General features: G+C 63.8%; 24 protein-coding genes. 12 read left to right on the top strand and 12 right to left on the bottom strand.

What is annotated here, in order from left to right; translation table 11 throughout:
- Positions 1-37 precede the first annotated feature (37 nt).
- Positions 38-1372, bottom strand: a complete 1335-nt coding sequence (locus tag ACIQXM_RS06655; protein ID WP_400929330.1) for an extracellular solute-binding protein — start codon at positions 1370-1372, stop codon at positions 38-40.
- 126 nt (positions 1373-1498) lie between these two features.
- Positions 1499-2587 (bottom strand): LacI family DNA-binding transcriptional regulator, encoded by a 1089-nt coding sequence (locus tag ACIQXM_RS06650; RefSeq protein WP_400929327.1) that lies wholly within the window; start codon positions 2585-2587, stop codon positions 1499-1501.
- Between the two features lie 228 nt (positions 2588-2815).
- On the opposite strand from ACIQXM_RS06650, the gene ACIQXM_RS06645 reads away from it, so the two are divergent.
- From ACIQXM_RS06645 to ACIQXM_RS06615, 7 genes are read left to right on the top strand one after another with little or no spacing between them, the layout of a single operon-like run.
- The gene (locus tag ACIQXM_RS06645; protein ID WP_400929324.1) at positions 2816-4141 is read left to right on the top strand and encodes an ABC transporter substrate-binding protein; all 1326 of its coding nucleotides are present in this window, start codon (positions 2816-2818) and stop codon (positions 4139-4141) included.
- Positions 4138-5085 (top strand): carbohydrate ABC transporter permease, encoded by a 948-nt coding sequence (locus tag ACIQXM_RS06640; protein WP_400929322.1) that lies wholly within the window; start codon positions 4138-4140, stop codon positions 5083-5085. Before ACIQXM_RS06645 ends, ACIQXM_RS06640 begins: the two co-directional genes overlap by 4 nt.
- Position 5086: 1 nt before the next feature.
- The gene (locus ACIQXM_RS06635) at positions 5087-5980 is read left to right on the top strand and encodes a carbohydrate ABC transporter permease (RefSeq protein ID WP_400929319.1); all 894 of its coding nucleotides are present in this window, start codon (positions 5087-5089) and stop codon (positions 5978-5980) included.
- Positions 5981-6009: 29 nt separating this feature from the next.
- Positions 6010-7254, top strand: coding sequence for a Gfo/Idh/MocA family protein (locus ACIQXM_RS06630; protein ID WP_400929315.1), 1245 nt, complete (start codon positions 6010-6012; stop codon positions 7252-7254).
- A complete protein-coding gene (locus ACIQXM_RS06625; RefSeq protein WP_400929312.1) occupies positions 7251-8255 on the top strand; it encodes a sugar phosphate isomerase/epimerase family protein in 1005 nt (334 codons plus the stop codon). The genes ACIQXM_RS06630 and ACIQXM_RS06625 overlap by 4 nt, the downstream gene beginning before the upstream one ends.
- Before the next feature lie 12 nt (positions 8256-8267).
- The gene (locus tag ACIQXM_RS06620) at positions 8268-8966 is read left to right on the top strand and encodes a ThuA domain-containing protein (protein WP_400929309.1); all 699 of its coding nucleotides are present in this window, start codon (positions 8268-8270) and stop codon (positions 8964-8966) included.
- Between the two features lie 38 nt (positions 8967-9004).
- A complete protein-coding gene (locus ACIQXM_RS06615) occupies positions 9005-10093 on the top strand; it encodes a Gfo/Idh/MocA family protein (RefSeq protein WP_400929554.1) in 1089 nt (362 codons plus the stop codon).
- 107 nt (positions 10094-10200) lie between these two features.
- On the opposite strand, the gene ACIQXM_RS06610 is transcribed toward ACIQXM_RS06615, so the two are convergent.
- From ACIQXM_RS06610 to ACIQXM_RS06590, 5 genes are all read right to left on the bottom strand, one after another.
- Positions 10201-11070, bottom strand: a complete 870-nt coding sequence (locus ACIQXM_RS06610) for a DUF3626 domain-containing protein (protein ID WP_400929307.1) — start codon at positions 11068-11070, stop codon at positions 10201-10203.
- An 86-nt stretch (positions 11071-11156) separates the two neighbouring features.
- Positions 11157-13196, bottom strand: coding sequence for a beta-galactosidase (locus tag ACIQXM_RS06605; RefSeq protein ID WP_400929304.1), 2040 nt, complete (start codon positions 13194-13196; stop codon positions 11157-11159).
- Between the two features lie 140 nt (positions 13197-13336).
- Positions 13337-14686 (bottom strand): ABC transporter substrate-binding protein, encoded by a 1350-nt coding sequence (locus tag ACIQXM_RS06600; protein WP_400929302.1) that lies wholly within the window; start codon positions 14684-14686, stop codon positions 13337-13339.
- Between the two features lie 36 nt (positions 14687-14722).
- A complete protein-coding gene (locus ACIQXM_RS06595) occupies positions 14723-15655 on the bottom strand; it encodes a carbohydrate ABC transporter permease (protein WP_400929299.1) in 933 nt (310 codons plus the stop codon).
- Positions 15656-15657: 2 nt separating this feature from the next.
- A complete protein-coding gene (locus ACIQXM_RS06590) occupies positions 15658-16584 on the bottom strand; it encodes a carbohydrate ABC transporter permease (RefSeq protein ID WP_400929296.1) in 927 nt (308 codons plus the stop codon).
- Positions 16585-16729: 145 nt separating this feature from the next.
- Here ACIQXM_RS06590 and ACIQXM_RS06585 point away from each other — a divergent pair, with 145 nt between their 5' ends.
- Entirely contained in the window at positions 16730-17713 is a 984-nt protein-coding gene (locus tag ACIQXM_RS06585) for a LacI family DNA-binding transcriptional regulator (protein ID WP_400929551.1), read from the top strand.
- A gap of 6 nt (positions 17714-17719) precedes the next feature.
- Here ACIQXM_RS06585 and ACIQXM_RS06580 read toward each other — a convergent pair whose 3' ends face one another.
- The 3 genes from ACIQXM_RS06580 to ACIQXM_RS06570 form a co-directional block, all read right to left on the bottom strand.
- Positions 17720-18172: a hypothetical protein gene (locus tag ACIQXM_RS06580; protein WP_400929293.1), complete on the bottom strand. Its 453-nt coding sequence runs from the start codon at positions 18170-18172 to the stop codon at positions 17720-17722.
- Positions 18173-18385: 213 nt separating this feature from the next.
- A complete protein-coding gene (locus ACIQXM_RS06575) occupies positions 18386-19492 on the bottom strand; it encodes an AAA family ATPase (RefSeq protein ID WP_400929291.1) in 1107 nt (368 codons plus the stop codon).
- A 107-nt stretch (positions 19493-19599) separates the two neighbouring features.
- The gene (locus ACIQXM_RS06570) at positions 19600-19938 is read right to left on the bottom strand and encodes a DUF6596 domain-containing protein (protein ID WP_400929288.1); all 339 of its coding nucleotides are present in this window, start codon (positions 19936-19938) and stop codon (positions 19600-19602) included.
- Positions 19939-20688: 750 nt separating this feature from the next.
- On the opposite strand from ACIQXM_RS06570, the gene ACIQXM_RS06565 reads away from it, so the two are divergent.
- On the top strand, positions 20689-20994 hold the full coding sequence (locus ACIQXM_RS06565) for a DUF4193 domain-containing protein (RefSeq protein WP_400929285.1): 306 nt from the start codon (positions 20689-20691) through the stop codon (positions 20992-20994).
- Between the two features lie 79 nt (positions 20995-21073).
- Here ACIQXM_RS06565 and ACIQXM_RS06560 read toward each other — a convergent pair whose 3' ends face one another.
- On the bottom strand, positions 21074-21634 hold the full coding sequence (locus tag ACIQXM_RS06560) for an SOUL family heme-binding protein (RefSeq protein ID WP_400929283.1): 561 nt from the start codon (positions 21632-21634) through the stop codon (positions 21074-21076).
- 30 nt (positions 21635-21664) lie between these two features.
- Between ACIQXM_RS06560 and ACIQXM_RS06555 the strand changes: the two genes are divergently transcribed.
- A complete protein-coding gene (locus tag ACIQXM_RS06555) occupies positions 21665-22318 on the top strand; it encodes a peptide deformylase (RefSeq protein WP_400929281.1) in 654 nt (217 codons plus the stop codon).
- On the opposite strand, the gene ACIQXM_RS06550 is transcribed toward ACIQXM_RS06555, so the two are convergent.
- The gene (locus ACIQXM_RS06550) at positions 22315-24438 is read right to left on the bottom strand and encodes a prolyl oligopeptidase family serine peptidase (protein ID WP_400929279.1); all 2124 of its coding nucleotides are present in this window, start codon (positions 24436-24438) and stop codon (positions 22315-22317) included. The genes ACIQXM_RS06555 and ACIQXM_RS06550 overlap by 4 nt on opposite strands.
- Positions 24439-24500: 62 nt before the next feature.
- On the opposite strand from ACIQXM_RS06550, the gene ACIQXM_RS06545 reads away from it, so the two are divergent.
- Both ACIQXM_RS06545 and ACIQXM_RS06540 read left to right on the top strand, forming a co-directional pair.
- On the top strand, positions 24501-25376 hold the full coding sequence (locus ACIQXM_RS06545) for a methyltransferase domain-containing protein (RefSeq protein ID WP_400929277.1): 876 nt from the start codon (positions 24501-24503) through the stop codon (positions 25374-25376).
- A 168-nt stretch (positions 25377-25544) separates the two neighbouring features.
- Positions 25545-26069, top strand: coding sequence for an NfeD family protein (locus ACIQXM_RS06540; RefSeq protein WP_400929274.1), 525 nt, complete (start codon positions 25545-25547; stop codon positions 26067-26069).
- Positions 26070-26112: the final 43 nt, after the last annotated feature.

The raw sequence follows: 26112 nt of genomic DNA, 5'->3' as shown, positions 1-26112 counted from the left end.
TTGTCGCTTTCATTGCAGTGCGGATTGCCGGTCAGGCTTAGACGGGATTGGGCTTGGCCAGGAGGATGTTCAGCCGTTCCACAAAGGAGTCCCAGCCCGCTGCCGGCTGGTCACGGCCAAGGAAAACGTTCTGGACGCTGTTCGCGAAGAACGTTTGGAAGTCCGACCCCGAACCGGAGAAATACGCCCGGGGATCGTAGTTGATGATTTCGGCTGCTGCAGCGTAGTTGGCCTGGGGAGCCAGGGCGCCATACTCCGGGGAGGAAACCACGGGCTGGTAGGACGGAATATGTCCCGCCTCCGCCCAGGCCAGGGACCCCTTAAGAATGTCCGCCACAAATTTGTAGGAATCCCGGCGGAGCGCATCATCAAGGTTCACCTGGTGCGGCAGGACAAAGGCGTGCGAGTCGGCATATGCGGCCGGAGTACCGAACAGAGTGGGGATGGGTGCCGCACCGAGCGGTACATTCGCCGTCTTCATGGTGGGCAGCTCCCAGACTCCGCTGAAGAGCATGCCCGATTCGCCGCTGGCAAATTCAGCAATGGCCGTTCCAATATCCCCGCTGCTGGTGGTGATGGTGTCATCCAGCAGTGACCGGATGAACTCGAGGCTGGAGATGGCCACATCCCGGTCCACGACGGCGGTCTCACCCTGGTTCAGGATCATCTCCGCCCCGTGCTGCCGGTAGAAGGTGTAAAACAGGCGCCACATCTGGGCACCGTCACCGAGGAAGCCGTAAGACAGGCCGTGCTTGCCCGTGACCTTCTGCATCTCCACGGCAACGTCCCGGAACTGGTCCGGCGAGCTGATCGGGATCAGTAGCCCGTCCGTTCCCAACACTCCCGCCTTGGAGGCGACGTCGGTGTTGTACATCATGATGAAGGGGTGGGAATCCAGGGCGATGCTGTAGAGCTTCCCGTCTATCCGGCTGTTCTCCCAGATCCGGGGGGCGAAGTCCGCTTCGGTCAGACCGTTTTCTGCCAGCAGATCCAGGTCCCATTCATCGAGGAGGCCTCCGGGTGCATAGCCGACCACCCGGCTGGCGTGCATGATGGCCAGTTCCGGCGGCCTCCCGCCGGCCGAGGCCATGGCCAGCTTGGTGTAATAGGGCGCCCCCCATGCCAGCACGGTGGGGGTGGCATGGAAATTCGTGTTCTTGGCGTTTGCGGCGTCGATCATGCCCTGCATCTTGATGCCGTCGCCGCCGGACAGCAGGTGCCAGAAGCGCAGCGTTTGTGCCGCCGAAGCAGCCGGCCCTTCACAGCCGGTCAGGGTGCCTGCGGTCAGCAGGCCTCCCATTATTGCCCCGGCCCCCAGAAGCACCTGGCGGCGGTCAAAAACCGGGCCGCCTAATTGCTGTGTTGTTTTCACTCGTCACTCCCTTGTGAACGGTGGTTGCTGCCTGAAACCGGCCTGCTGCAGAAGCAGCCGGCCCGATCTGCCCCGAGCCTAGGACCTGACAGGCCACAGGGCAAGGAAAACTGTTAGCGCTAACGTTTATTTCTTTTTCGGTCCTCCGGGCGGAGGGGCTTGCCGGGGCCGGGCCGGTTTCAGGCAGCGGGGGGACGCGGTGGAGTCCCGCACCACCAGCGTGGTGGCAAGTTCCACGTGCAGGGACTCCAGTTCCTCCCCATTAGCCAGACGCAGGACGCTGCGCAGGGCTGTGCGGCCCATTTCCTGCAGGGGCTGGCTGACCGAGGTCAGCCGCGGCACGGACTGCTCCGTGAGTTCAGTTCCGTCAAAACCCACGACGCTCAGGTCTTCCGGAACGCGGATGCCGCGGCGGCGGGCTTCATCCAGCACTCCCAGCGCAATGAGATCGCTCCCGGCAAAGATGGCGGTGGGCGGATTCTCGAGCGACAGCAGCGCGGACCCCCCGCGTACTCCGGATTCGCGGTTAAAATTGCCGGTGACAATGTAGCCGTCCGGAACATCAATCCCGTGCGCCCGCAGCGCTGCGAGGTACCCGTGAAGCCGTGCCATGCTGCACTCTGCTGCGTCAGGCCCGCCCACAAACGCGATCCGCCGGTGTCCCAGTTCCACCAGGTGCTCGGCGGCTGCCTTGCCCCCGGCCCAGTTGGTGGCTCCGACACTGATGTAGCCGGACGGCGGGGGATTCAGGGGATCGATCACCACCACCGGAATATGGCGCCGGGCAAAGGCCTCCAGCTGCTCGCTGGTGATCTCGGAGGTTACCAGGATGAGTCCCGTGCGCCCCGAATCGGCCAGTCGGGAAGACCATTCCAGATGGTTGGTGCTCTTGAGCTTTCCCGGCGTGACCGTACTGAGCACCACTTCAACGTTTTCGGCAGCTGCAAGGGTGGTGATCCCCATCAGGATGGCAAGCGAATAGGACGTGTTGAGCCCGTCGAAGACCAGGTCCACCATGGCCGGGGCGCTGCTGCGGACCCGCCGCTGGACGGGCGATTCGTAGTCCAGCCGGGTCAATGCCGCCCGTACGCGTTTCCGGGTCGGCTCAGCAACGTCGTCGCGTCCGTTGATGACCTTGGAAACAGTAGGAACGGACACCCCGGCCAGCTCTGCGACGCTGGCAAGCGTCGTTTTAGCAGTTTGAGCCCGGTTCAAGGCAACGCTCCTTTGCGAAAGTTTTCGGTTTCTGAAGTCTGGCGGATAGGTGCATCGGCGTCAACACGCCCACATTTATGGCGAAAATTGTTCTTGACGAGTGATGCATATCACAGTAGCTTTCATGGCAGTACAGCAGGTGTTGCGAAAAGTTTCGATACTTCCCGGCCCCGGGCTGGGGTCAACCATCCCGCCGCAGCGACGCGGCTCTTTTCAATGGAGATAAGAATGGAACAGAAGCTCACGTCACGCAGGTCTTTCCTGTCGCTGGCCGCCCTGGTGCCCATCGCCGCCTACGGCCTGACGGCCTGCGGCTCTTCCGGGCCCGGCGACACCTCCGCCGGGGGAGCCACCATCTGGGCCCTCAGCGGGCAGCCCAATGAGGCCATCCGGCAAAACACAATTGACGTGTTCAACAGCTCCAATCCGGACGGGAAAATCAACGTCACGTTCTTCCAGAACGACGCCTACAAGACCAAGATCAAGACAGCCATCGGCGCCGGCCAGGCACCCACCATCATTGCCGGCTGGGGCGGCGGAACGATGCGCGCGTACGCCGACGCCGGGCAGATCGAGGACCTCACTCCCTGGTTCGAGGAGAATCCGGACGTCAAGGACCGCCTGCTGGACTCGACGTTCGGCGCGGCCACGGTTGACGGCAAGATCTATGCCCTTCCCACCCAGACCGTGACGCCGATTATCTTCTACTACAACAAGGAACTGTTCGAGCAGGCCGGAGCAGAACCGCCCCAGACCTGGGACGATCTCATGGCCCTGACCAAACCGTTCAACGACATGGGCATTGCTCCGCTGTCCCTGGGCGGACAGTCGCGCTGGACCTCCATGATGTGGCTCGAGTACCTCTACGACCGCGTGGGAGGTCCGGAAGTCTTTACCGCTATCTACAACGGTGAGGCGGACGCTTGGTCGAACCCCGCAGCTGTCAAGGCCAACACCATGATCCAGGACCTGGTCAAGGCCAACGGGTTCATCAAGGGCTTTACCTCCATCACTGCTGACAGCAATGCCGACCAGGCTCTGCTGTACACCAACAAGGCTGCCATGATGCTGCACGGCGGCTGGACCTACGGAGGCATGAAGAACGACGGCGCGGGCTTCGTTGAGGGCGGCAAGCTCGGCTGGGTCAACTTCCCCTCTGTTACGGGAGGTGCGGGTGATCCGGCCAATACCGTGGGCAACCCGGGCGGCTACGAGTACATCTCGTCCAAGGCCAGCGACGCCGAAAAGGAAACGGCCAAGAAATACTTCAAGGATGGACTGCTGACCGACGAAGAGGTCGATGCCTACATCAAGTCCGGATCGGTGCCGGTCGTCAAGGGCATCGAAGACAAGCTGCAGGAGTCCGAGGACAAGGAATTCCTTACCTTCGTCTACGAGCTGACGAAGAATGCCCCGAATTTCCAGCAGTCCTGGGACCAGGCCCTGAACCCCACCGCCGCCGAAGCGCTCCTGAGCAACATTGACCAGCTGTTCCTGCTGTCCATCACGCCCGAGGAATTCGCCAACAACATGAATGCGACGCTGGGCAAATGATCGCCGCTGTACCGCCCGCGGCGCTGCCGGCCGCGGGCCGCACGGACAAGGGACCGGTGGAGGGTGCCAGCCGCGGAAAGACCGGCAGCCTGTGGTGGCTGGTCCTTCCGGCATTGTTTTTCTTTCTGGTCTTCGCCGTCATTCCGCTGATCGGTGTTTTTGTGCTCAGCTTTGCGAACTGGGACGGGATCGGCGGCATCACCCTGGCCGGGGTGGGCAACTGGCTGTCCGTCCTGGGGGATCCCGTGATGCACAATGCCCTCCGGCTGACCTTCCTCATCATGATCGTCTCCTGGCTGGTGCAGACACCGATCAGCCTCCTGCTGGGCGTTTTCACCGCCGGAAGCCAGCGGTACCGGGCAGTTCTCGCAGTCCTGTACTTCCTGCCGCTGCTGCTCTCCTCAGCTGCCATAGCCATTGCCTTCAAGGCGCTGCTGGATCCGAACTTTGGCCTGGCCGAAGGCCTGAACATGCCGGCCCTCGCGCAGGACTGGCTCGGCCATCCGCAGCTGGTCCTCCTGGTGGTCATCTTCGTGATTGCGTGGCAGTTTGTTCCGTTCCACACCTTGATCTACCAAGGCGGCGTGCGCCAAATCCCCCAGTCACTTTACGAGGCCGCGGAGATTGACGGGGCGGGGAAAGTAAAGCAGTTCTTCCACATCACCCTTCCGCAGCTGAAATACACCATCATCACGTCCTCCACCCTGATGGTGGTGGGATCCCTGACCTACTTCGACCTCATTTTCGTGCTGACGGCGGGAGGCCCCGGCAATTCAACCCGAATCCTGGCACTGGATATGTACCTCACGGGTTTCCGTGCCAACCTTATGGGACCGGCCAGCGTTCTTGCCGTGATCCTGGTGGTTATTGGGCTGGGCCTGGCGCTTGCCCTGCAGCGGCTGGGCGGCAAGGGCTCCAGCGGCAGCCAACTGGAAGGTCTCTGACATGACGGCAACAGCCACCAAACGGCCAAAATCCCCCGCCCCTCCGGCTGCGTCCTCGTCTGCTCGGCGCGGGCTGCGCTGGAGCAAGCTGAACTACGCCGGCGGTCTCTCCGGTTGGATTCGGCTGGCGATCATCATCATTCCCGTGTACTACGTGGTGATTACCAGCCTGAAGACTTCCGCCGGCTACTATTCGCAGAACCCGCTTGCCGTACCCTCCTCTCCAACTCTGGAGAACTACCGGATGGTGTTGGAGGCGGACTTCGCCAGGTACTTCCTGAACAGCGCAATTATCACGCTGGGCACCGTCATTCCGGCAGTGACCATCTCATTCATGGCGTCCTTCGCGATCGTGCGCGGCAACAGCAGGTTCCTCAGATTCTCGAACGGGTTGTTCCTGCTGGGCCTGGCCATTCCCCTGCAGGCAACCATCATTCCGATTTACCTGATGATTATCCGGCTCCAGCTGTATGACACTCTCTTGGCCTTGATCCTGCCCTCCATCGCTTTTTCTATTCCGTTGACGGTGCTGATCCTTTCGAACTTCATTCGGGACGTGCCAAATGAACTGTTTGAGTCAATGCGCCTGGACGGCTGCAGCGAGTGGCAGACCATGTGGCGGCTGGCCCTGCCGCTGACCAAACCGGCCATTGTGACGGTGGGTATCTACAACGCCCTGGGAGTCTGGAACGGATTCCTGCTGCCGCTCATCCTGACGCAGAGTCCCGACCTGCGTGTCCTTCCGCTGGCCCTCTGGAGCTTCCAGGGCGAATACAGTGTGAATATTCCGGCGGTCCTGGCCTCTGTGGTCCTGACCACGCTGCCAATCCTGGTGCTGTACATCGTGGGACGTCGCCAGCTGCTGAGCGGCTTGACCGCAGGCTTCAGCAAATAGCGTTAGCACTTGAAATGAAAGGGAACTACATGCCTCAGGCAGAAACTGCCCCGCTTCGAATCGGAATGGTGGGCTACGCCTTTATGGGCGCTGCGCATTCGCATGCGTGGCGCAGCGCCCCCCGTTTTTTCGACCTTCCCCTTCGACCCGAGCTCACCGCCGTTGCGGGCCGGAATGCTTCGGCCGTCGAGGCAGCAACCGGGCAAATGGGCTGGTCCTCGACGGAAACGGACTGGAAAGCGCTGGTGGAACGGGAAGACATCGATCTGATCGACATTTGCTCACCCGGAAATACCCACGCCGAGATTGCCATTGCAGCACTGCGCGCCGGCAAACATGTCCTGTGTGAAAAGCCCCTGGCCAACTCGGTGGAGGAAGCAGAGGAAATGGCGGCCGCGGCCTCCGAAGCGGCACGCCGCGGAGTCTTTGCCATGTGCGGTTACTCCTACCGCCGCACGCCCGCATTGGCGCTGGCCAAGCGAATGGTCGACGACGGCAGGCTGGGGAAGATCCGTCAGGTTCGGGCCCAGTACCTGCAGGACTGGCTATCGGACGAAAACGCACCCCTGACCTGGCGGCTGGACCGGACGCTGTCAGGCTCCGGTGCCCTGGGGGACATCGGCGCCCACATTATTGATGCCGCCCAGTTTGTCACCGGCCAGCAGATCACCGGTGTTTCCGCGCTGTTGGAGACCTTTACCAGCCGGCGCCCTGTGGGCGGGGACTTCGTGGGACTCGGCGGCCACGGCTCCACCGGGGAAGACCAGCCCATGGGAGACGTCACGGTGGATGACGCCGCGATCTTCACCGCCCGGTTCGACGGCGGACCGATCGGTGTCTTTGAAGCCACCCGGGCCGCCCTTGGCCGCAAGAATGCCATGCGGCTGGAAGTGAACGGGTCCCTGGGCTCGCTGTCCTTCGACTTCGAGGACATGAACTTCCTGCAGTTCTACGATTCCACCGACCGCAGCGGTGAGCAGGGCTTCCACCGCATCATGGTCACCGAACCGGAGCACCCCTACGTGGGGAACTGGTGGCCCACGGGCCACGGGCTGGGCTACGAGCACGGTTTCACGCATCAGGTGGTGGACCTGGTGACGTCCCTCGCCGCCGGAACCCAGCCCACGCCGTCGTTCGCCGACGCCCTGCAGGTACAGCGCGTGCTGGCAGCCGTCGAGGACAGTGCGGCTGACGAAAGCCGCTGGACGGCGGTGGATGCCCAGCCGCATCCGGCCGCTGCCGCCCTGACAACTACAGCAGAGGAAATCCGATGACCCGCCCCATTACACTGTTCACCGGCCAGTGGGCCGACCTTCCGTTCGAGGAGGTGGCCCGGCTCGCAGGAGAGTGGGGCTTTGACGGCCTTGAAATCGCCTGCTGGGGCGATCACCTGGATGTTTGGCGTGCCGTGGAGGACGACGAGTACCTCCAGGACCGGCTGGACATCCTCAAGCGGAACAACTTGTCGGTCTATGCCATCTCCAACCACCTCAACGGGCAGGCTGTCTGCGACGACCCCATCGACGAGCGCCATCAGGGCATTGTTTCCGCGCGTGTCTGGGGCGACGGCGATCCCGAGGGCGTCCGCACCCGCGCGGCCGAAGAACTGAAGATGACAGCCCGGGCCGCGGCTCGGCTGGGGGTAAAGACGGTAACCGGGTTCACCGGCTCTTCCATCTGGAAGACCGTGGCCATGTTTCCGCCCGTTCCCGACTCCATGATCGAGCGGGGCTACCAGGATTTCGCCGACCGGTGGAACCCCATCATCGATGTCTTCGACGAGGTGGGGGTCCGCTTCGCACTGGAGGTCCATCCCTCCGAGATTGCCTACGACTACTGGACCGCACACCGGACCCTGGAAGCGATCGGCCACCGCGAGGGCTTCGGCCTGAATTTCGACCCCTCCCACTTCATTTGGCAGGATCTCGATCCAGCGGCCTTCCTCTACGACTTCCGCGAGCGCATCTACCACGTGCACGTCAAGGAATCGGTGAAGCAGCTGGACGGCCGCAACGGCCGGCTCGGCTCACACCTTCAGTGGGGCGATCCGCGCCGCGGCTGGGACTTTGTCACCGCCGGGCACGGAGATGTGCCCTGGGAGCGCATCTTCCGGATGCTGAACGCCACCGGATACGACGGTCCCACCAGCGTGGAATGGGAAGACGCCGGAATGGACCGCATGGTCGGCGGACCGGGGGCCCTGGCCCTGGTGAAATCCCTGGCCCAGATCACCCCGCCCGCAGCAGCCTTCGATTCAGCTTTTGCTACCAAGTAAAGGAACTACCCTATGAGCACCACACGCCAGGCCCTCGTTGTCCGGGGCGGCTGGGACGGACATCAGCCGGTTGAAGCCACCGACCTCTTCCTGCCGCACCTGAGGGACAACGGCTTTGAGATCCGGGTAGAGGAATCCCCAAAGATCTATGCCGACGCCGAGTACATGGCCACTGTTGACCTGATCGTCCAGTGCAACACCATGAACACCATCGAGAAAGAGGAATTCGAGGGGTTGCGGGCTGCCATTGACGCCGGTACCGGGATGGCCGGCTGGCACGGCGGGATCGCGGACTCCTACCGGAACAACTCCGACTATCTGCACCTGATCGGCGGCCAGTTCGCCTGCCACCCGGGCAAGCACCCGGAGGAGAGGGTGGGGGACGCCTCCGACAACTTCATCGATTACACGGTTCAGATGCTCCCGGCAGCCGCAGACCATCCCATTACGGCCGGGCTGACGGACTTTGATTTGCGCACCGAACAGTACTGGGTCCTTACCGACGACTACATCGACGTGCTGGCCACCACCACGCTTCCGGCGCGGGAATGGGACTCCTGGCACCGCCCCGTCACCTGTCCGGCGGTCTGGACGCGGCAGTGGGGCGCCGGCAGGATTTTCGTGGCCACGCCCGGCCACTCGGTGGAGATCCTGAAGGACCAGAACGTAAAGACTCTCATTGAAAGGGGCATGCTGTGGGCGAGCCGCTGAATTCCGAATCGAAGGGCGCTGCCCCGCTGCGCATCGGCATGGTGGGCTGCGGCAACATCAGTGCCGCCTATCTTGAGACGTTTCCGCGGCTCGATGCCGTGGAGCTTGCCGCAGTGTCGGACTTAAACATGGACCGTGCCCGTGCCGTCGCGGCCGAGTACCCCGGCGTTCGCGCCCTGACTGTCGATGAACTGCTGTCCGATGACGGCGTTGACCTGGTCCTGAACCTCACCATCCCCGCCGCACATGCAGAGGTTGCGCTGAAGGCGATTGCTGCCGGCAAGCACGTGTACGGCGAAAAGCCGCTGGCCGCCAGCACGGCTGAAGGACAGGCGATGGTGGATGCCGCCGCTGCTGCCGGCGTCGTCTTGGGCTCGGCACCGGATACAGTGCTTGGCACCGGCACGCAGACGGCCCGAAAGGCAATTGATGACGGGCTGATCGGAAAGCCCATCTCCGCCACGGCCACCATGGTCACGCCAGGCCATGAGCGGTGGCATCCGAACCCCGATTTCTACTATGTCCCGGGAGGTGGTCCCCTGCTGGATATGGGTCCCTACTATGTTTCCGCCCTGGTGACACTGCTGGGACCCGTTGCTTCTGTTATCGGTGCGGCCAGCAGCACCCGGGATACCCGGATCATCGGCTCGGGCCTTCGTGCGGGAGAGGAAATTCCGGTCAGCACTCCCACTCACGTCACCGGGGTCCTGGTCCACGCGTCCGGTGCGCTCTCCACTCTGGTGATGAGCTTTGATGCCGTGGCCACACGGTCTTCCAACATCGAGATCCACGGGGAGACGGGTTCGTTGGCAGTTCCCGACCCGAACCGCTTTGACGGGGAGGTCCATCTGCGGCGGCTCGACGGCGACGGCTGGGAGCTTCTGCCGGTATCAGCGGGATATCAGGGCGCGTCACGGGGGATAGGCCTGGAGGACTTGGCCCTTACCCCGGCAGGGGAGCTGCCGCGGGCCAGCGGGGAACTGGGGTTCCACGTGCTGGAGGTCATGCAGGCGGTGCTGGCCTCCGCGGAGTCCGGCGGCGCAGTGCCGATTCTCAGTACGTGTGAACGTCCGGCCGCGGTTGCCCTGTCCCGGCCCAGGGAAGCTGAGGCAGGCAGCCTTCCCTAACTCCGGGCCTAACACCAGGCCTGATCGGACACATGTTCGAATAGATATTCCCCCTGAAGATCCCACATGAAGAAGATCCCCCGGTGCTCTGCCCCGGGGGATCTTCTTCACGCAGGGGGATCTCCAGTGCCGCTCCAGTCGTAGCCAAACCGTGCGACGCAGTGCCAGAGCTGCTTGAGCGTCTGCCGGTCATACCGCCGGCCCCGCACGGCGATGCCGATAACCCGGGGGTCCAGCCACCCGTCTTCAGCAATCTCCTGCCCGGCCGCCACAACGCGGGGGCTGCGATAGTCGGGGTACCGGGACAGCTCCGCCGCAGAAAGGCGGAACCCGGGGTGCCACTCCAGGGGACACGGGAGGGCGCGGGCAGCCGCTTCGACGTCAGTGCCGCGGTAGGAAGGATCAAGGACCAGCACCGCAATGTCGCTTTCGATCCTTAGAGGGCCGTGAATGTGCGCTTCCACATGGTCATCCAGTACGTCCAGACCGGCTGCAGGCGCATGTTTGAGCGCCAGGTCCACCAGGGGCATGTGTTCGGCCGTGCCAAAGTGCTCCGGCTCCGTGCTGCTGTCCGGATAGCAGAACGTCACGCGGGGAAGCTCCTCGCCGCGAAGCCGGAAGTGGGAGGAGCCAAACCGCACGGAACCGCCGACGGGGAGACGGCGGTAGTTCAGCGAACCGTACTTGGGGCGCTCAGCTGCCGGGGCGCCGTCGTACACCCCGCCGAACATCCGCTGTTCCCAGCGCCAGCGCTCGCCGCCCGGCCAGGCCGTGAGGCCCCCGTTGCCGGTTCCGGTTTCAAACTGCGAGCGGTAGACGGAATCCGTGACCAGATGCGCCAGCAGTGTTGTGCCGGACACGGGGGAGTCGGGATGGAAGTGCACCGTGACGTCAAGGGACGGATCCAGGGGCGGACCCGCTGTCCCGGTGCTGACGTAATCCACCGCCTGAGCCCACAGGGGAGCGCTGTCATCCATAGCGCAGACCCTACTTACTCCGTGCCGATGCCGGGGAGACTTGCTCCCCGGCATCGGCACGGCGCTCGCGGATTGGAAGGGAGTTCCTAGGCGGCGCTGCGTGCCTTTCTCGTAAGCACTGATACCGACCGCGGAGCCAGCTTGGATTCCCAGCCCGGCAGGGGGTTGCCGTCGACGCCGGTAATGTCCACCGCCGCGTCGGTGCGGTTGATGAGGAATACGTAGTCAGCGTCACCGCTGGACCGCACTGCCAGCTCGACGGCGCCCCGCAGCTCCGCAGGCAGCTCACTGACCACCCCGGCGCTCGCCGCGAGAACCGCGAGGATCGGTTCGAGCCCGGCCGCGCCCAGGCGGGCGCCCACATAGGCGGCGCTTCCCGTGCCGACGGTGCGGCGCGTGACTGCAGCATCGCCGGAGTGCTCCCCGCTGGTGTACCGGGCGAGGATTTCGACGTCGCCGGCGGACGGCTTCACTCGGTCGGCCCAGAGGGCGGCTGCGGTCCCGTTGTCCAGCTGAACCGTCTCGCCGTCCAGCAGCGGGCCGAACTCATCGATGCGCACACCCAGCAGATCTGCGAGGGCGCCGGGATAACCGCCGAGCCAGATGTGGTCATTCTCGTCCGTGATGCCGCTGAAGTACCCGGTAACCAAATGCCCCCCGCCGTGGACGTATTCCTCGAGCCGGGTTTTCAGGGCCGCCGGAACAGCATGCAGGACGGGTGCGACAACAAGCCCGTACCCGTCCAGTTCAGCGGCGGAGGGAACCACGTCAACCCGGATGCCCAGGGCCAGGAACGCCGAGTACCAGTCGAGGGCCTCCTGCTTGTAGCGCAGGCGGTCCGAGGGATGCGAGTCCTGCTCCGAGGCCCACCACGAGTTCCAGTCGAAGAGGATGGCTGCCGGAGCCTGGCCGCGGTGCGAACCCACAACACCGGACAGGGACTCCAGCTCCCGGCCCAGGCTGACCACGCTGCGGAAGATCGGGCTGTCCGCCCCGGCGTGCGGAACCATGGCGGAGTGGAATTTCTCGGCGCCGGCCTTGGACTGCCGCCACTGGAAGAAGCAGACGGCGTCCGCCCCGTGGGCAACATGGGTGAGTGAGTCGCGGCGCAGCGCTCCCGGCTTTTTGGGGGTGTTGATCGGCTGCCAGTTTACGGCGCTGGTGGAGTGCTCCATCAGGAACCAGGGTTTGCCGCCGGCGATATTGCCGGTGAGATTCGCCGAGAAGGACAGCTCATCCACAGCCTGCGGACCGGGAACAAAGTAATGGTCATTGGCGACGAAGTCCACTTCGGGAGCCCAGTCCGCGTAGTCCATTCCCTTGGTTTCACCCATCACCATGAAGTTCGTGGTGACGGGAATGTCGGGAGTGATGGCGTTGAGGATGTCTCGCTCTTCCCGCAGGTACTGCTTGAGCGCATCCGAGGAGAACCGCTTGAAATCCAGCTGCTGGGTGGGGTTCGGATGTGAAGCGGCCTGGCGGGGAGGCAGGATCTGCTCAAAACCCGTGTAGCGCTGGGACCAGAAGTCAGTGCCCCAGGCGTCGTTGAGAACGTCGATGCTTCCGTAGCGCTCCGTGAGCCAGACGCGGAACGCACGGGCGGCGTCGTCGGAGTAGTCGTAAATGTTGTGGCAGCCAAGCTCGTTGGAAATGTGCCAGGCACAGACTGCCGGGTGGTCCTTATAGCGCTCGGCCATTGCGGTCACGAGTTTCAGCGCGTGCTCCCGGAAGACCGGACTGGTGGGACGCCAGTGCTGCCGGGCTCCGGGTGACAGGATCCCGCCGTCGGCGGTGACAGGCAGGATTTCCGGATGCTCGGTGGCCAGCCACGGCGGCGGGGAGGCGGTGGCGGTGGCCAGGTCCACGGCAATACCGTTTTCGTGCAGGAGGTTGATGACTTCGTCCAGCCAGGCAAAGTCCCAGGTGTCGCGGGCGGGCTGCAGCCGTGCCCAGGAGAAGATCGCCAGTGACACCACATTGACGCCGGCCTCGCGCATGAGCCGCACATCCTCGTCCCACGTCTCCCGCGGCCACTGCTCCGGGTTGTAGTCGGCGCCGTATGCCATGCGACGGCGGTGGGGATCGGTGGGCCAGCGCAGCCAGCGGTGGGTGGTGGGGGTTGCCACGGTAAAACTCCTTGAAGGTGTGTGGAAGTGCGGGATGTTCGTGTGCCGGGTGCGGACGCCCGGAATGCAGATCCGGGCCGGACGGGGATACGAGAGCCCCGGCCGGCCCGGATCCGGTGATGCGTTCGTTCGTGCGCGGGCTATTCCGAGACGGTAAAGCCCTGCTCATTGCCGTACTTGATGCTGGCGTCCTGCCAGTTCTTTAATCCGTCCTTCAGTGTGGTGTCGGATACGTAGGCCTGCCCGGCGGTGTCGTTGTAAATGCCGTTGGCATAGGCCTGGAAGGGCAGGTAGGACCAGCCTTCCGGGACGTTCTTTGCAGACTCCGCAAAGACTTCATTGGCCTTCTGCCCGCCGAAGTACTCGAACTCGTCGGACAGGAAGTCCTCTGATTCCAGGGTGGCTGCAGTGGCCGGGAACGCACCGTTGTCCACGCGGGTCTGGACGCCGTCGCCTACGTTGGCGTACTCGAGGAAGGCGTACGCCAGGGCACCCTTCTTGCTGGCTGAAGTGATACTCAGGGCACTGCCGCCGTTTTCGGCACTTGCTGTTCCACCCTCTTCCCACTGGGGCAGGGGAGCGACCCGCCATTTGCCGGCCGTGGCTGCAACGCCGGAGGAGAAGGTTGCCGGCATCCAGGCGCCGGTCGCAAGCGTGGCGATGGTGCCGTTTCCGAGTCCCTGGTACCACTCGTCGCCCCAGGAAGTGATGGGGGCCAGGAGATCTTCATCCAGGAGCTGCTGCCAGGTTTCGGTGAACTTGGTGGAGCCCTCGTCGGAGAAATTCACGGTGACGTCTGTCCCGTCGACCTTGTACGGCTGGCCGCCTGCCTGCCAGATGAGGCTGGTGGAAAGACCTGCGTCTCCGGTGTCATTGGCGATGTAGACACTGGGATCGGCCTTGTGCAGGGCACGTGCGGCGTCGACGTACTCATCCCAGGTGGTGGGAACCTCCACACCGTACTTGTCGAAGATTTCCTTGTTGTAGTACAGTGCCATGGGCCCGGAGTCCATCGGAAGGCCGTAGATGCCTCCGTTGGCCTGGACCGAGTTCCAGGGGCCGGGGTTGTAGGTGTCCTGCAGGTCTGCTGCACCGTAGCCGCTGAGGTCCCTGACGGAATCCGCCAGCGCAAACTGGGGGAGCGAGAAGTACTCCAGCTGCGCGATGTCCGGAACTCCCGAGCCGGCGGCGATGGCATTTTGCAGTGCCACGTAATGGTCATTGCCGGTGCCGGCATTCACCAGATCCACGTTGACGTTCGGGTGTTCTGCTTCGAAGTCCTCGACAACCTCATCCAGCGTGGGTTCCCAGGACCAGATGGTGATGTCTCCACCCTCCTCGAGGGCAGCCTGGACGTCCTCGGCGCTGACTTCTTCAGCTGCAGTGCCCGAGTTGTCACTGTCTCCGCCGCCGCAGGCTGTGAGGGCGAGGGCAGCGGTAAGGGCAACTGCGGAGCCGCGCAGCACTGCCAGGGAGATTTTGCTCTTCATGGTGTTCCTTTTCACGTCATTGTTTCCGGAAGGGGTTTATTCTTTGACGGCGCCGGCGCTGAGGCCGGACTGCCAGTAGCGCTGCAGCAGCAGGAACGCTGCTATCAGCGGAAGAATGGTGAGGAGCGAACCGGTGATGACGAGGTTGAAGATCGCCTCGCCGCCGGCGGTGGAGGCCTGGCCGTTCCAGGCATTCAGGCCCAGGGTCAGCGGATACCAGTCGGGGTTCTTGAGCATGATCAGCGGCAGGAAGTAGTTGTTCCAGGTGGCCACCATGGTGAACAGCAGCACCGTGACGATGCCCGGCCCCAGCAGCGGCAGGCAGATCTGGAAGAAGGTGCGGAACTCTCCGGCGCCGTCCATCCGCGCCGATTCCAGCAGTTCGGTGGGGATGGCCTCGGTGGCGAAGGTCCACATCAGGTACAGGCCGAAGGGCGAGATGAGCGACGGGATGATGACCGCCCACGGGGTGTTGGTGAGGCCGATCTCGCTGAACATCAGGAAGGTGGGGACGGCCAGGGCGGTGCCGGGAACGGCGACGGCGCCGATAATCACGGCGAAGACGGCCTTTTTCCCGGGGAAGGCGAACTTCGCGAGGGCGTATCCGCCGAGGACCGCGAGGAAGGTGGCCCCGCCGGCGCCCAGCACCACGTAAAGCACGGTGTTGAGCAGCCAGCGGACAAAGATGCCGTCGTCATAGGTGAGGGTGTCTGCGACGTTGCTGAACAGGGCAAAATCACCGCTGAACCACAGGCCGAATGAGTCGAAGAGATCGGCCTGGGTCTTGGAGGAATTGATCACCAGCCAAAGCAGCGGGACAAGGCTGTAAATGAGGACGATGCCGGTGAGGACGGTCAGCAGCACGTTGCGTTTGGGATTGTCCACGCCGCGGCGCGTACTCTTCATGCGGATATTGGCGCTCCGGGATTTCTGGTTCCGGGCTCGGACGGGGTCGACGGCGACGCTCATGGTCAGCTTTCCTTCCGCATTCCGCGCAGCTGCACTGCATAGGCGATGACCATGGTGATGACGCCCATGATGATGGCCACGGTGGCGGAGTAGTTGTACTGCTGGCCGGAGAAGCTCAGCGAGTAGGCGTAAAGGTTCGGAGTGAAGTAGGTGGAGATTGAGTTCGGTGCGAGGCTCTGCAGGATGCTTGGCTCGTTGAAGAGCTGGAAGCTTCCGATTACCGAGAAAATGGTGGCCACCACCAGCGCTCCGCGGATGGCGGGAACCTTGATGGCGGTGATGAGCCGGAACTGGCTGGCGCCGTCGATTTCAGCGGCTTCGTAGATTGACTTCGGAATCACGCTGAGGGCCGAGTAAAAAATCAGCATGTTGTAGCCGATGAATTCCCACGTGACGATGTTCCCGATGGACGCCAGGATGAGGTCGGGGGAGAGCGGATTCGGCAGGTTGATGCCCAGGGCACTGTTGATGTTGCCGACCAGCCCGAACCGGGTGCCGTACATGAAGCCCCACATCAGGCTGGCGACTACGGCAGGAACCGCATACGGAAGGAAAATGGAGATCCGGAAGAAGGACTTGCCGTAGAGCCTGCCGCTGTCCAGCGCCAGGGCCACCAGGAGTGCGATGAGCAGCATGACCGGCACCTGCACGGCCAGGAACAGCGACACCCGCAGCAGTGCGGACCAGAACTGTGAATCCTGCAGGGCTTGGCTGTAGTTGGCCAGGCCGACAAACCTGTTGCCGCCTACGAGCTGGTTGCGGAAAAAGCTGAGCCAAATCGAGTAGGCGATCGGCGCCATGAAGACAATCGCGAAGACAGCCATGAAGGGGCCGATGAACAGCCAGCCGGACCAGGACCGTCTCCGGGCGCGTCTGGCGGGCATCGGCTGTGTGCCGAGCAGGGCGGGTGGAGGTGACGCCGTCGTCATGGTGGTTCCTCTGTGAACTGATACCGGCCTAGGCCGCACGGGTAGATACTCACGCAAATGTTTACGTAAACATTTTTATTGTTAGGATAATCACATGCCTCCTCCATCTAGTCAACATTCCGCCCGGGAAAGTCGGCCCGTGTCCATGCGGGACGTCGCCCGGCTGGCAGGGGTATCAGCCCAGACGGTGTCCCGGGTATCGAACGGCAGCCCCGGTGTGGTGGAAGCTACGCGCGAGCAGGTCATCGCCGCCATGCGCGAGCTGGGCTACCGGCCCAACAGTGCCGCGCGGGCGCTGAAGCGGGGGAGTTTCCGGACCATTGGAGTCATCCTCTTCACGCTGGCCACCACCGGCAACGTCCGCACCCTGGAAGCCATCGCGGCACGGGCTGCGGAAGAGGACTACGCCGTCACACTGATTCCCGTAGCTGCGCCAACCCAGGCCGGCGTGCAGGGCGCTTTCTCACGGTTGAATGAGCTCGCGGTGGACGCAGTCATCGTCATCATGGAAGTCCACCTGCTCGACTACTCAACAGTTTCCCTGCCGGCCGGCACGCACGCCGTCGTGGTGGATTCCGAGGCCAGTGAGGGCTACAGCGTGATCGACACGGATCAGGCGGACGGCACCCGGAAGGCCGTGGAGCATCTCCTGGACCTGGGGCACTCCACGGTGTGGCACGTTGCCGGACCCTCTGTTTCCTTCGCTTCCGAGCGGCGCGTGGGCGCCTGGCGCGCCACACTGGCCGCTCGGGGCTGCGCGGAACCTCCACTGCTGCGGGGGGACTGGTCCGCGGATTCAGGATATGAGGCCGGGTTGTCCCTTGCTTCGTCCGGCTGCACCGCGGTGTTTGTCGCCAACGACCAGATGGCGCTGGGGGTTCTGCGGGCATTCCACGAAAAGGGGATCCGGGTGCCGCAGGACGTGAGCATTGTGGGTTTCGACGATATTCCGGACAGCAGTTCCTTCAGTCCGCCCCTCACCACCGTGCACCAGGACTTTACGGAGCTGGGCCGGCGGTGCGTCGACAAGGTACTGAAGCAGATGACGGAAAACTCCACCCAGCCGGGCTGCGAGCTGGTGCCCACACGGCTGGTGGTGCGCAGCAGCACGGCCGAAGTCCCAAAGTAGCGTTTGCTAAAAGCACCTGCCGGCCACTGTCATGGCGGATGAAGCGTTTGACGCAAACTCAGTGCGGTTTTGCTCATAGACAATGCGCAGACCCCGGGAGGTGCCTTCCTGCGCTTGACCCGTGTCCAGGACAACGACAATATTTGCCGAGCTTCCGGCGGCCAGGTTAAACGATTCCGCCGCCGTCATGCTGTCCCAGGCAGCTATGGCTTCCTCCTGTTCGGGTTCGCTTGTTCCCGTTCCCAATATGTATGACGTCTGGTCGCTGATGGGCAGCACATAAGCAGCCCTGAGATTCAGGTTTTCCGCTCCTATGAGCGATACATCCGTGAGGGTCAGGGCAGCTGGGCCGGTGTTGTGCACAATATGTCCTATTGCCGCCATGCCGCGCGGAGGCTGTACCGTGCACACGTCGGCCGCACCGGTAATCAGCGGACCCTTCACATTCATGAGCGGCACTGACCCAGCCAACAGGCAGGTCAAGGCGAGCACCGCCGCCCGTCGGAATGGGCGGATGAATCCGGGCAGGACGTTTTTGTCCCCTGCGAAAAGACCCGCGAAATGATGGGAATTCATGGGGGTGACATTCTCATGTTTCCAGCAAAGAGCACGAGTAATTGTCCGCGGCCGGAGCCCCTTCAATGGTTCGAGCGTCTCAGTGGTTCGAGCGTCTCAGTGGTTCGAGCGTCCGGGCCGGTTGCGAAGATACTGCCGCAGGCCGGGTATCGCAAAGTCGACCCTGCCGTGGCCGGCGGACTGGATGAGCCCGGCCGCCAGCAGCCTGGAACGGTAATTTGCTACGAGATTTGTCCGTGCCCCAATGCGCCGGCCTATTTCGCCGGCTACGGAGGGTCCGTCGTCTTCGGCCATGGCAGAAAGGAAGTCCACATCTTTGGGGGAGGCAGCGGCAAGCGCTGCTTCGATGACCGTACGTGCATTGCGGCGGTTTGCTGCCTCGATGGCGCGGTCAACAGTTTCCGGAGTGAGGTCGCCGTTGCTGTTTTCAGCCTCACGCCAAAGGAAATAACCCACCAGTTGAATGAGGAAGGGATATCCGCCGGTGGCTTCGGCTGCCCGCTGCAGGAGGTCGGGGGAGACCCGGAAGCCTGCAGTGGAAAAGGTGGCCGCAAACGACTCTTCAACTTCGCGTATGGCGGCCGCGTGGAGATCGATTTTGTCCGCCCGCCGAAGGAAGGTGGCTACTCCCTCGTTCAGCAGGTCGGAAACTGCCGCCGGCAAGCCGGCGAAGACCAAACCGATGGGAAGACGGTCCTGGATGAAGTGCTGGACGCTGGCGGCCAGCTGGGCAAGTTCGCTGCGGTCCGCGGCATGGATCTCATCGACTGTAATGATGAGCCCGTTGCCTCGTTCATCCAGGAGCCTGAGGAGTTCCTCGCCCAGTGTCCGCCAGGCCACCTGGCGTTCCGGCGGAAGCTGCGTGGTGATGCTGAAGCCGGCGGCCGCGATTGCCGTGATGCGGCGGTTGGCCGGACCTGGTCCCAGTTCCTCGGCGATGCCCCGCATGGATTCTCCGATACGGCCCATGAAGCCTGCCGTGGCGGTCTCGGAAATGACTGCCCAGCCTTTTTCCCGGGCGATGTCGTGGGCGGCGCCCAGCATGACCGTTTTGCCGATCCCGCGGGCGCCGGTGAAGATTGTCAGCAGTCCGGGGGCCCCGGATCCGAGGCGAAGCCCGTACTCGAACTCATCGAGCACGCCCGCCCGGCCCAGGATTTGCGGCGGTGTTGCACCGGCTGACGGGCGGAAGGGATTCTCCATCACGGGCTCCTGTGAGTGCTTGTGTGTCTTGTGAGTTTCCATCGTGATGTGAGTTTATGTGAGTTTGGTGAGTCTGACCATGGAGCCGGCAGGGGAGAACCGGCAGTTCACGAGGAGGCGATCCGCAATCCGTATCCTCCGCCTTTCCGGCACTGCAGTGACTCGGCAATGACTGCCTGCAGTCCATAGCTGCCCCGCCCGCGGGCGAGAGCATCCGCCCGTGCCAGCGCTGCGTGTCCGCGTTCAATCTGGCCCCGGCCCCAAAGCGTCCAGCCCTGTTCTGCCAGCAGGACCGGCGTGCCGTCGCTACGGATGCGGGCAGCAAACCTGGAGGCCTGGAATTCCATCAGCGCAACAAGTGAATGTAACTCCGGGTCCTGCGGCACCAGCTGCACCAGGAACCGGCCCAGCCGCAGTGCTTCGCCCGCCAGGACCCGACGACGCATGCGGCCCGCCCAAAGGGCCGCATGTCCGCCGCGGGGGACTCCTTCTCCACGCTAGTTGACATAATGTGGATTATCGGCGTTGTAAGGGTGGTATCCGAGAGGGGCTTGAAGCCAGATTCCTACCAGCTGCCAATATGCGTCAATCCCCTGTTTTTTCGGCCGTCACCAAGCTCTTGCGCCCCGGCTCTCAGCAGAATTCCGCCCGGTGATTTCCGGCAGCCCGGGACCGGCGGCTGGCGCCCCACCCGAAATGCTCACCTAGGTTCCCGGATTCCGGAAACATCCGCCTCTCCGCCCCGCCCCCGGATGAGTTGACATAACGTCCCCCAGCGAGCGGCAGGGTGAGTGGCGGCAACCAGATTGTATTGACATAACGTGTTGCCCCGCAGTCCAGGGCCCCGGCGAATCCAGGCAGCTTGTCATAACAGCGGGCCGTTCTGGATCTTATCCGTGCCAGCTTGTCATAACGCCCGGACACCGACAGCCGCGGTCGGCCAGCTTGTCATAACGCCCAGCGGCAGTGAACTGCAGCCGCAGCGGCCTGACATAACCGGCGCGCAGCTGTCCTCTGCCGATCTCGACCCTGCCCTCCAGACGGAAAAACGACCGAAAAAATAGGACGTCGATCACTTCCCCCAGAGCAGAACAGGGCCTAAGATTTGCACTTGCGTCTCCAGTTGGGAAAAAAGGGGTCTCCGGCTATATGATCTACGCTCAACCCCCCAAAATTTCAGGAGATAAGCACTTCACATGGCTACTGATTATGATGCTCCCCGCGTCAAGGAAGAAGACCGCCCCAGCGACTCCCTCGAGGGCCTGAAGGCCCAGCAGCGCGGCGGCGCAATGACGGCTGTTCGGGACGTCGCTGACGAAACGGACGCCATTGACGGTTTCGAACTTCCCGGTGCCGATCTGTCCGGCGAAGAGCTGCTCATCAAGGTTGTCCCGGCTCAGGCTGACGAGTTCACCTGCATGTCCTGCTTCCTGGTGCGCCACCGTTCGCAGATCGCCAAGGAAAAGAACGGCGACAAGTACTGCATGGACTGCGAGGGCTAATTCCCCCGCTCTCCCCCGGTTTTGGGTGCCCACGGCATGTCCGTGGCACCCAAGCCGGTTATTTTTTTGCCCTTTGTCGCTATTCCACCGTCTGGATGACCTCATTGCGGCGCAGGAACCAGGGTGTGTAGGGCGGATCGAACCGGGCAAACCGGGGCAGGCCCAGTGCCGTGAAACCGGCGGCCTCCACCGTCTCTCCCAGCGCGCCGGCGTGATCCAGGTAGTTCTTCACTGTCCAGCGCCCTGAAAAAGCAGCCGCAGCCGCCCTGCTCTCCGGCACCGCCACAATGGACACGGCGGGATCCTCAGGATCCGGCGCCGTCTCGGCGGAAAATGCCTCGGGCAGGACAAAGGCCACGGTGAATACGCCTGCGGAGTCCTCAGGCTGCAGCAGCACCGGCGCCGTCATGGGAATCTGCTGTGGAAACCGGACCTCTCCCTGATCGGCTGACACCTTCAGGCGGGCAGGCCCTCCCCTGTTGTTTCCGCTGATATAGCCGAACAAGTAGCGGAAGGCAGTATTTCCCGCCGACTCGAAATCCGAATGGACGGTTACCTGGGCCACCACATGGGCAGGGTAGTTCCGCAGCTCAAATCCGGGCAGGACTGCCAGCACTTCGTACGGCTGTTGCTCTGTCATGACGGCTGAGCCTAACGCCCCGGCGCGGGCATGAGAAGCAGGGGCAACTATGATGGGGCCGTGCCTTCAGAAACTGCTTATATCCGTGATCTGGTCCTTCCACTGCTGGAAACGGACATGCCGCCGATCGTCCAATTGGGTCACCCCGCCCTTCGGCAGCCTGCGCTCCCCTATAACGGACAGCTGGACGACGGCGAGCTGGCTGCCTTCATTGCGCTGATGCGCCGGGTCATGCATGCTGCCCCCGGAGTTGGCCTGGCAGCTCCCCAGCTGGGCGTTCCCCTGCAGCTCGCCGTCCTGGAGGACCATTTCGAAGATCCGGACCTGACGGACATTCGGGAACGCCATCCCCTGCAGTTCTTCGCTGCCCTTAACCCCGAGTACCGGCCCGCCAGCCCCGAGATGGCAGAGTTCTTCGAGGGCTGCCTTTCCTTCAACGGATATCAGGGCGTGGTCCCCCGGTTCCGTTCCGTGACACTGCAGTTCACCGATCCCGCCGGAGCCTCGCAGCAGCGCAGCTTCGAAGGCTGGCAGGCGAGGATCGTCCAGCACGAAACAGACCACCTCAACGGCACCGTCTATGTGGACAAGGTCCTCACCCGGTCCCTGTGCAGCAACAGCGAATACCTGCGCCGCTGGGCCTCGCCGTCCATCGACGAGGCCCAGCGGGAACTGGGCTTCTAGGCGCCTGCCGCGACCTCACGCTCTCCCGGGTTAACCGGCGTCGGCAGCCATTTGGCCCACCACTGCAGGATGTGCTCGAAGCGCTGACGCCGGTGCCAGGGTGTTCCGGCCCGGGACAGCTCATGGTTTTCGCCCGGGAACAGCAGCATTTCAGTGGAAACCCCGCGCTGCTTCAACGCCGTGTAGTAGCGCTGCGCCTGTTCCACCGGGCAGCGCAGGTCCTCTTCGGAATGCACCACCAGGGTGGGGGTCCGCACATCACCCACCCGTGCCATGGGGCTCTGGGCCAGCACCTTGTCCGGGTCCTGACCGGTGTACGCGGCGCTGAAGAACCAGCCAATGTCCGCTGATCCAATGAAGGACAGGGGATCAAGGAAGCCGCGCTCCACGATCGCGGCCGTAAACCTGTGATCGTTGGCGATGGTCCACGCGCTCAGGTACCCGCCGTAGGAACCGCCCATCACACCCAGACGTTCGCCGTCGAGCTCCGGATGGGTGCCCAGCACGCCTTCGAGGAAGGACAGGACGTCGTCAAGGTCCTTGGTTCCCATGGCCTCCTTGATGGCGCGCCCGTGCTCCTGGCCGTACCCGGCAGAGCCGCGGGGATTGCACTGCACCACGGCATAACCGGCGGCGGCGTAGGCCTGCGCCTCATCGAAGTAGGCACAGTCGAACTGCGCAAAAGGTCCGCCGTGGATATTGAGCAGCACCGGATGCGGGCCGGGTCCCTCAGGCAGGAACACCCATCCGTGCACGGGGTAGCCGTCACGCGACGGATGGATCTCCTCGCTGCCCGGTGCCGGTGCCGCCTGAAGCCGGAGTGCCGCGGAAAAGTCCGTCAGCGGACGCAATCCGCCCGCCTCCACCAGCGCGGCGTCCCCCATGGTTCCGGCGTCCGCATAGCTGACGACGACGGCGCCCGCAGCTGCCGCTGCGGCCTGCACCACGCGCGGCCCGGAGACCAGAACTTCGCTCTCGCCCGCCGCGTCCACCTTCAGCAGTTCGACGGTGCCGCGGGAACGGTTAAACACCAGGACCGCGGAGTTCCCGGCGGGAACTATGCCGCCCTCCGCCAGATCAATGGTGTCAGGATCGGTCAGGCGCCGGGGCGGCGCCGAAGCATCTGAGGGCATGACGTACAGCGAGGTGCTGCGGGCCACGAAGTCGGTGCCTGAGCCGGAAAGTTCGGATGCCAGGAAAAACAGCCATTCCCCGTCCTCGCTGGGAGTCGGCAGATCGGCGCCCAGCAGTGAGCCGGCCAGGGGTTCCGCGTTCGTCAGGCGCTCGGGTTCCCCTCCGGAGAGGTCCAGGGAGTAGAGATCGGAGACGAGGTCCTCATCGGCCCGCTCATGAAGGGAAGCAGTGAACAGGATGCGCTTGCCGTCGGCTGAAAACACGGGGGCGGAGGCATCGGCGTCGGCGGAGGTGAGCTGCCGGACCGGCGGAAAGGCGCCCGCACCGGTTTCGGCTGCGCCGCCTGCGGATTCGCCGGCATTCTGATCCGAGGTACGGCTCAGGGCCTCCTTGGCCCGGCCCACCGGCTCAATCCACGGTTCAGCATCGAGGGCCGGCAGATCCAGCAGGAAGGCCTGCACCCGCTTGTCCGCTGTGTAGCCGGCGCCGTTGGCGCGGTATTTGTAGCTGCTGATCAGGCGGGGATCTTCGGCGCCGGCACCAACGCCGTCGACAGTCCCGTACCGTCCCGGCGCGGGAACGCGGGAGGTGAACGCTATCTGGGCGGAGTTAGGGGAGAAACGGAACCAGCCAACCCCCAGGGCGGAGTCGGTGAGCTGGACCGGTTCGCCGCCTGCAGCGGGAACCGCGAAGAGCTGCGGTTTTTGGCCGGGCAGGGACCGCACAAAGGCGAGGACTTCGCCGTCGGGCGAGAATCGCGGCTGGGAGTCGGAGAATCCCAGCGTGATCCGCCGCGGACCGCCGCTATTGAAGGAACCGCCGCCGGAGGAGTCGCTGCTTCCGGGCAGCGGGACGGACCAGAGCTGGCCAACGTAGGCATCGGCCGCGAAATCGGGCCGTGTCACGGACACCACCGCACGGGTGCCGTCGGGATGGATAGTAGGTTCAGAAACGGAATTCAGGAGATCCAAGTCACATGGTTTCACCCGCCCGAGCCTACTACTGCTGTGGTTCCCGCCCTCCCCAGCGGCGCGCCTAAGATGGAATGATGCCCTCCGCTCCCCTGTCCCTGCTGCTGTGCCCTGTCTGCCGTGAGCCGTTCCCGGCTCCCGGAAACCTGCCGGGAATCCCCAGCGGCGAAACTGCTCCCACGCCCAGCCTCGTCTGCCCGCGGGGGCACCGGTTCGACGCCGCGCGCCAGGGGTACTACAACCTGCTCACGGGCAGCGGAACCAAATTTGCTGCCGACACCGCTGAAATGGTGCAGGCCCGCGTGGACTTCCTCGCCGCCGGACATTACAGCCGCATGGCCGATGACCTGGCCGGGCTGGTGGCCTCCGCGGTTCCCGACGCGCGGCTGGTGCTCGACGCCGGAGCCGGGACCGGCTACTACCTGGGCGTGGTCAGCCACGCGCTGCCCGGCGCGGATGCAGTGGCCCTGGACATCTCCAAGTTTGCCCTGCGGCGTGCCGCCCGGGCGCTGCCGGCAGCGCACTGCCTGGTGTGGGATGTTTGGCGTCCGCTCCCGGTGGCCGACGGCGCCGTTGATGCGGTGCTCAACGTCTTCGCCCCGCGCAACGTTCCGGAATTCCGCCGCATACTGCGCCCGGGCGGAGTCCTGGCCGTGGTAACTCCGCAGCCCGCGCACCTGCAGGAAATCCGGGCACTGGCCGGCATGCTGGACATCGGCGCGGAGAAGGAAACCCGCGTAGCCGCCGCGGTGGAGGCGCATTTCCGCCCGGCAGAAACCCGGCACTGCGAATACCTCATGAACCTGCGCCCCGCGGACATCCGCAACGTGGCCCTGATGGGTCCGTCCGCGCGGCACCTGGACCGCGACTCGCTTCAGGAGAACCTGGCCGGGCTGCCGGACACGATCCCGGTGACCGCTTCCTTCACTCTTCAGCTGTTTCGCGCCGCCTGAGCGCCGCCGGTCCGAGAACTATGACACCGGACACCGAAAGCGCCACCCAAACGTTATAGCTATCACCGGTGTCACCGGACTAAACCGGACCCGTTTGAGGCAGAATGGGCAGCACCGCCCGTACACCAACCGCTGCGGATCAGCCGCGGCGGAGCTGAAGGGAGCGACATGCAGGAAGTAAACCAATGGCTGCTTGACTACGGCTGGGCCGTTTGGCTGGTGCTTTTCCTGGCGCTGGCCGCCATCGAAACACTCACGCTGGACCTTTTCTTTGCCATGCTGTCCGTCGGTGCCCTGGGCGCCATGCTGGCAGCAATCCTGGGGGCGCCGGTATTCCTCCAGGTAGTGGTTTTCTGCATCGTGTCGCTGCTGATGATTTTCCTGGTCCGTCCGGTTGCCATGAAACACCTTGAACGCGGACCGCGGGACCAGCGTTCCAACATAGACCGGCTGATCGGCGCATCCGCCGTAGCCCTGGAAGCCGTTTCCGCTTCCGCAGGAACCGTCAAGATCGGCGGAGACATCTGGACGGCGCGGACGGCGGACGGTTCCAGCCTCACGGCCGGGGCACCCGTGCTGGTAACGCGGATTGAGGGGGCCACCGCCGTCGTCCTGCCCGCTCCGGCCGGTGCCCACGCCGCGGAGGCCGGATCAGAAGGAGAATCTTCCGAAGACCCCGGCTCCCAGCGGTAGGGTGCGGCGGGCACTGAACTTTACCGGCGCCGCGGATTCCCGC

Source organism: Arthrobacter sp. NPDC097144 (assembly GCF_044762205.1).
Lineage (GTDB): Bacteria > Actinomycetota > Actinomycetes > Actinomycetales > Micrococcaceae > Arthrobacter_B.
The sequence above is the reverse complement of the archived record's forward strand: the minus strand, read 5'-3'. Positions and strand labels throughout refer to the sequence as shown.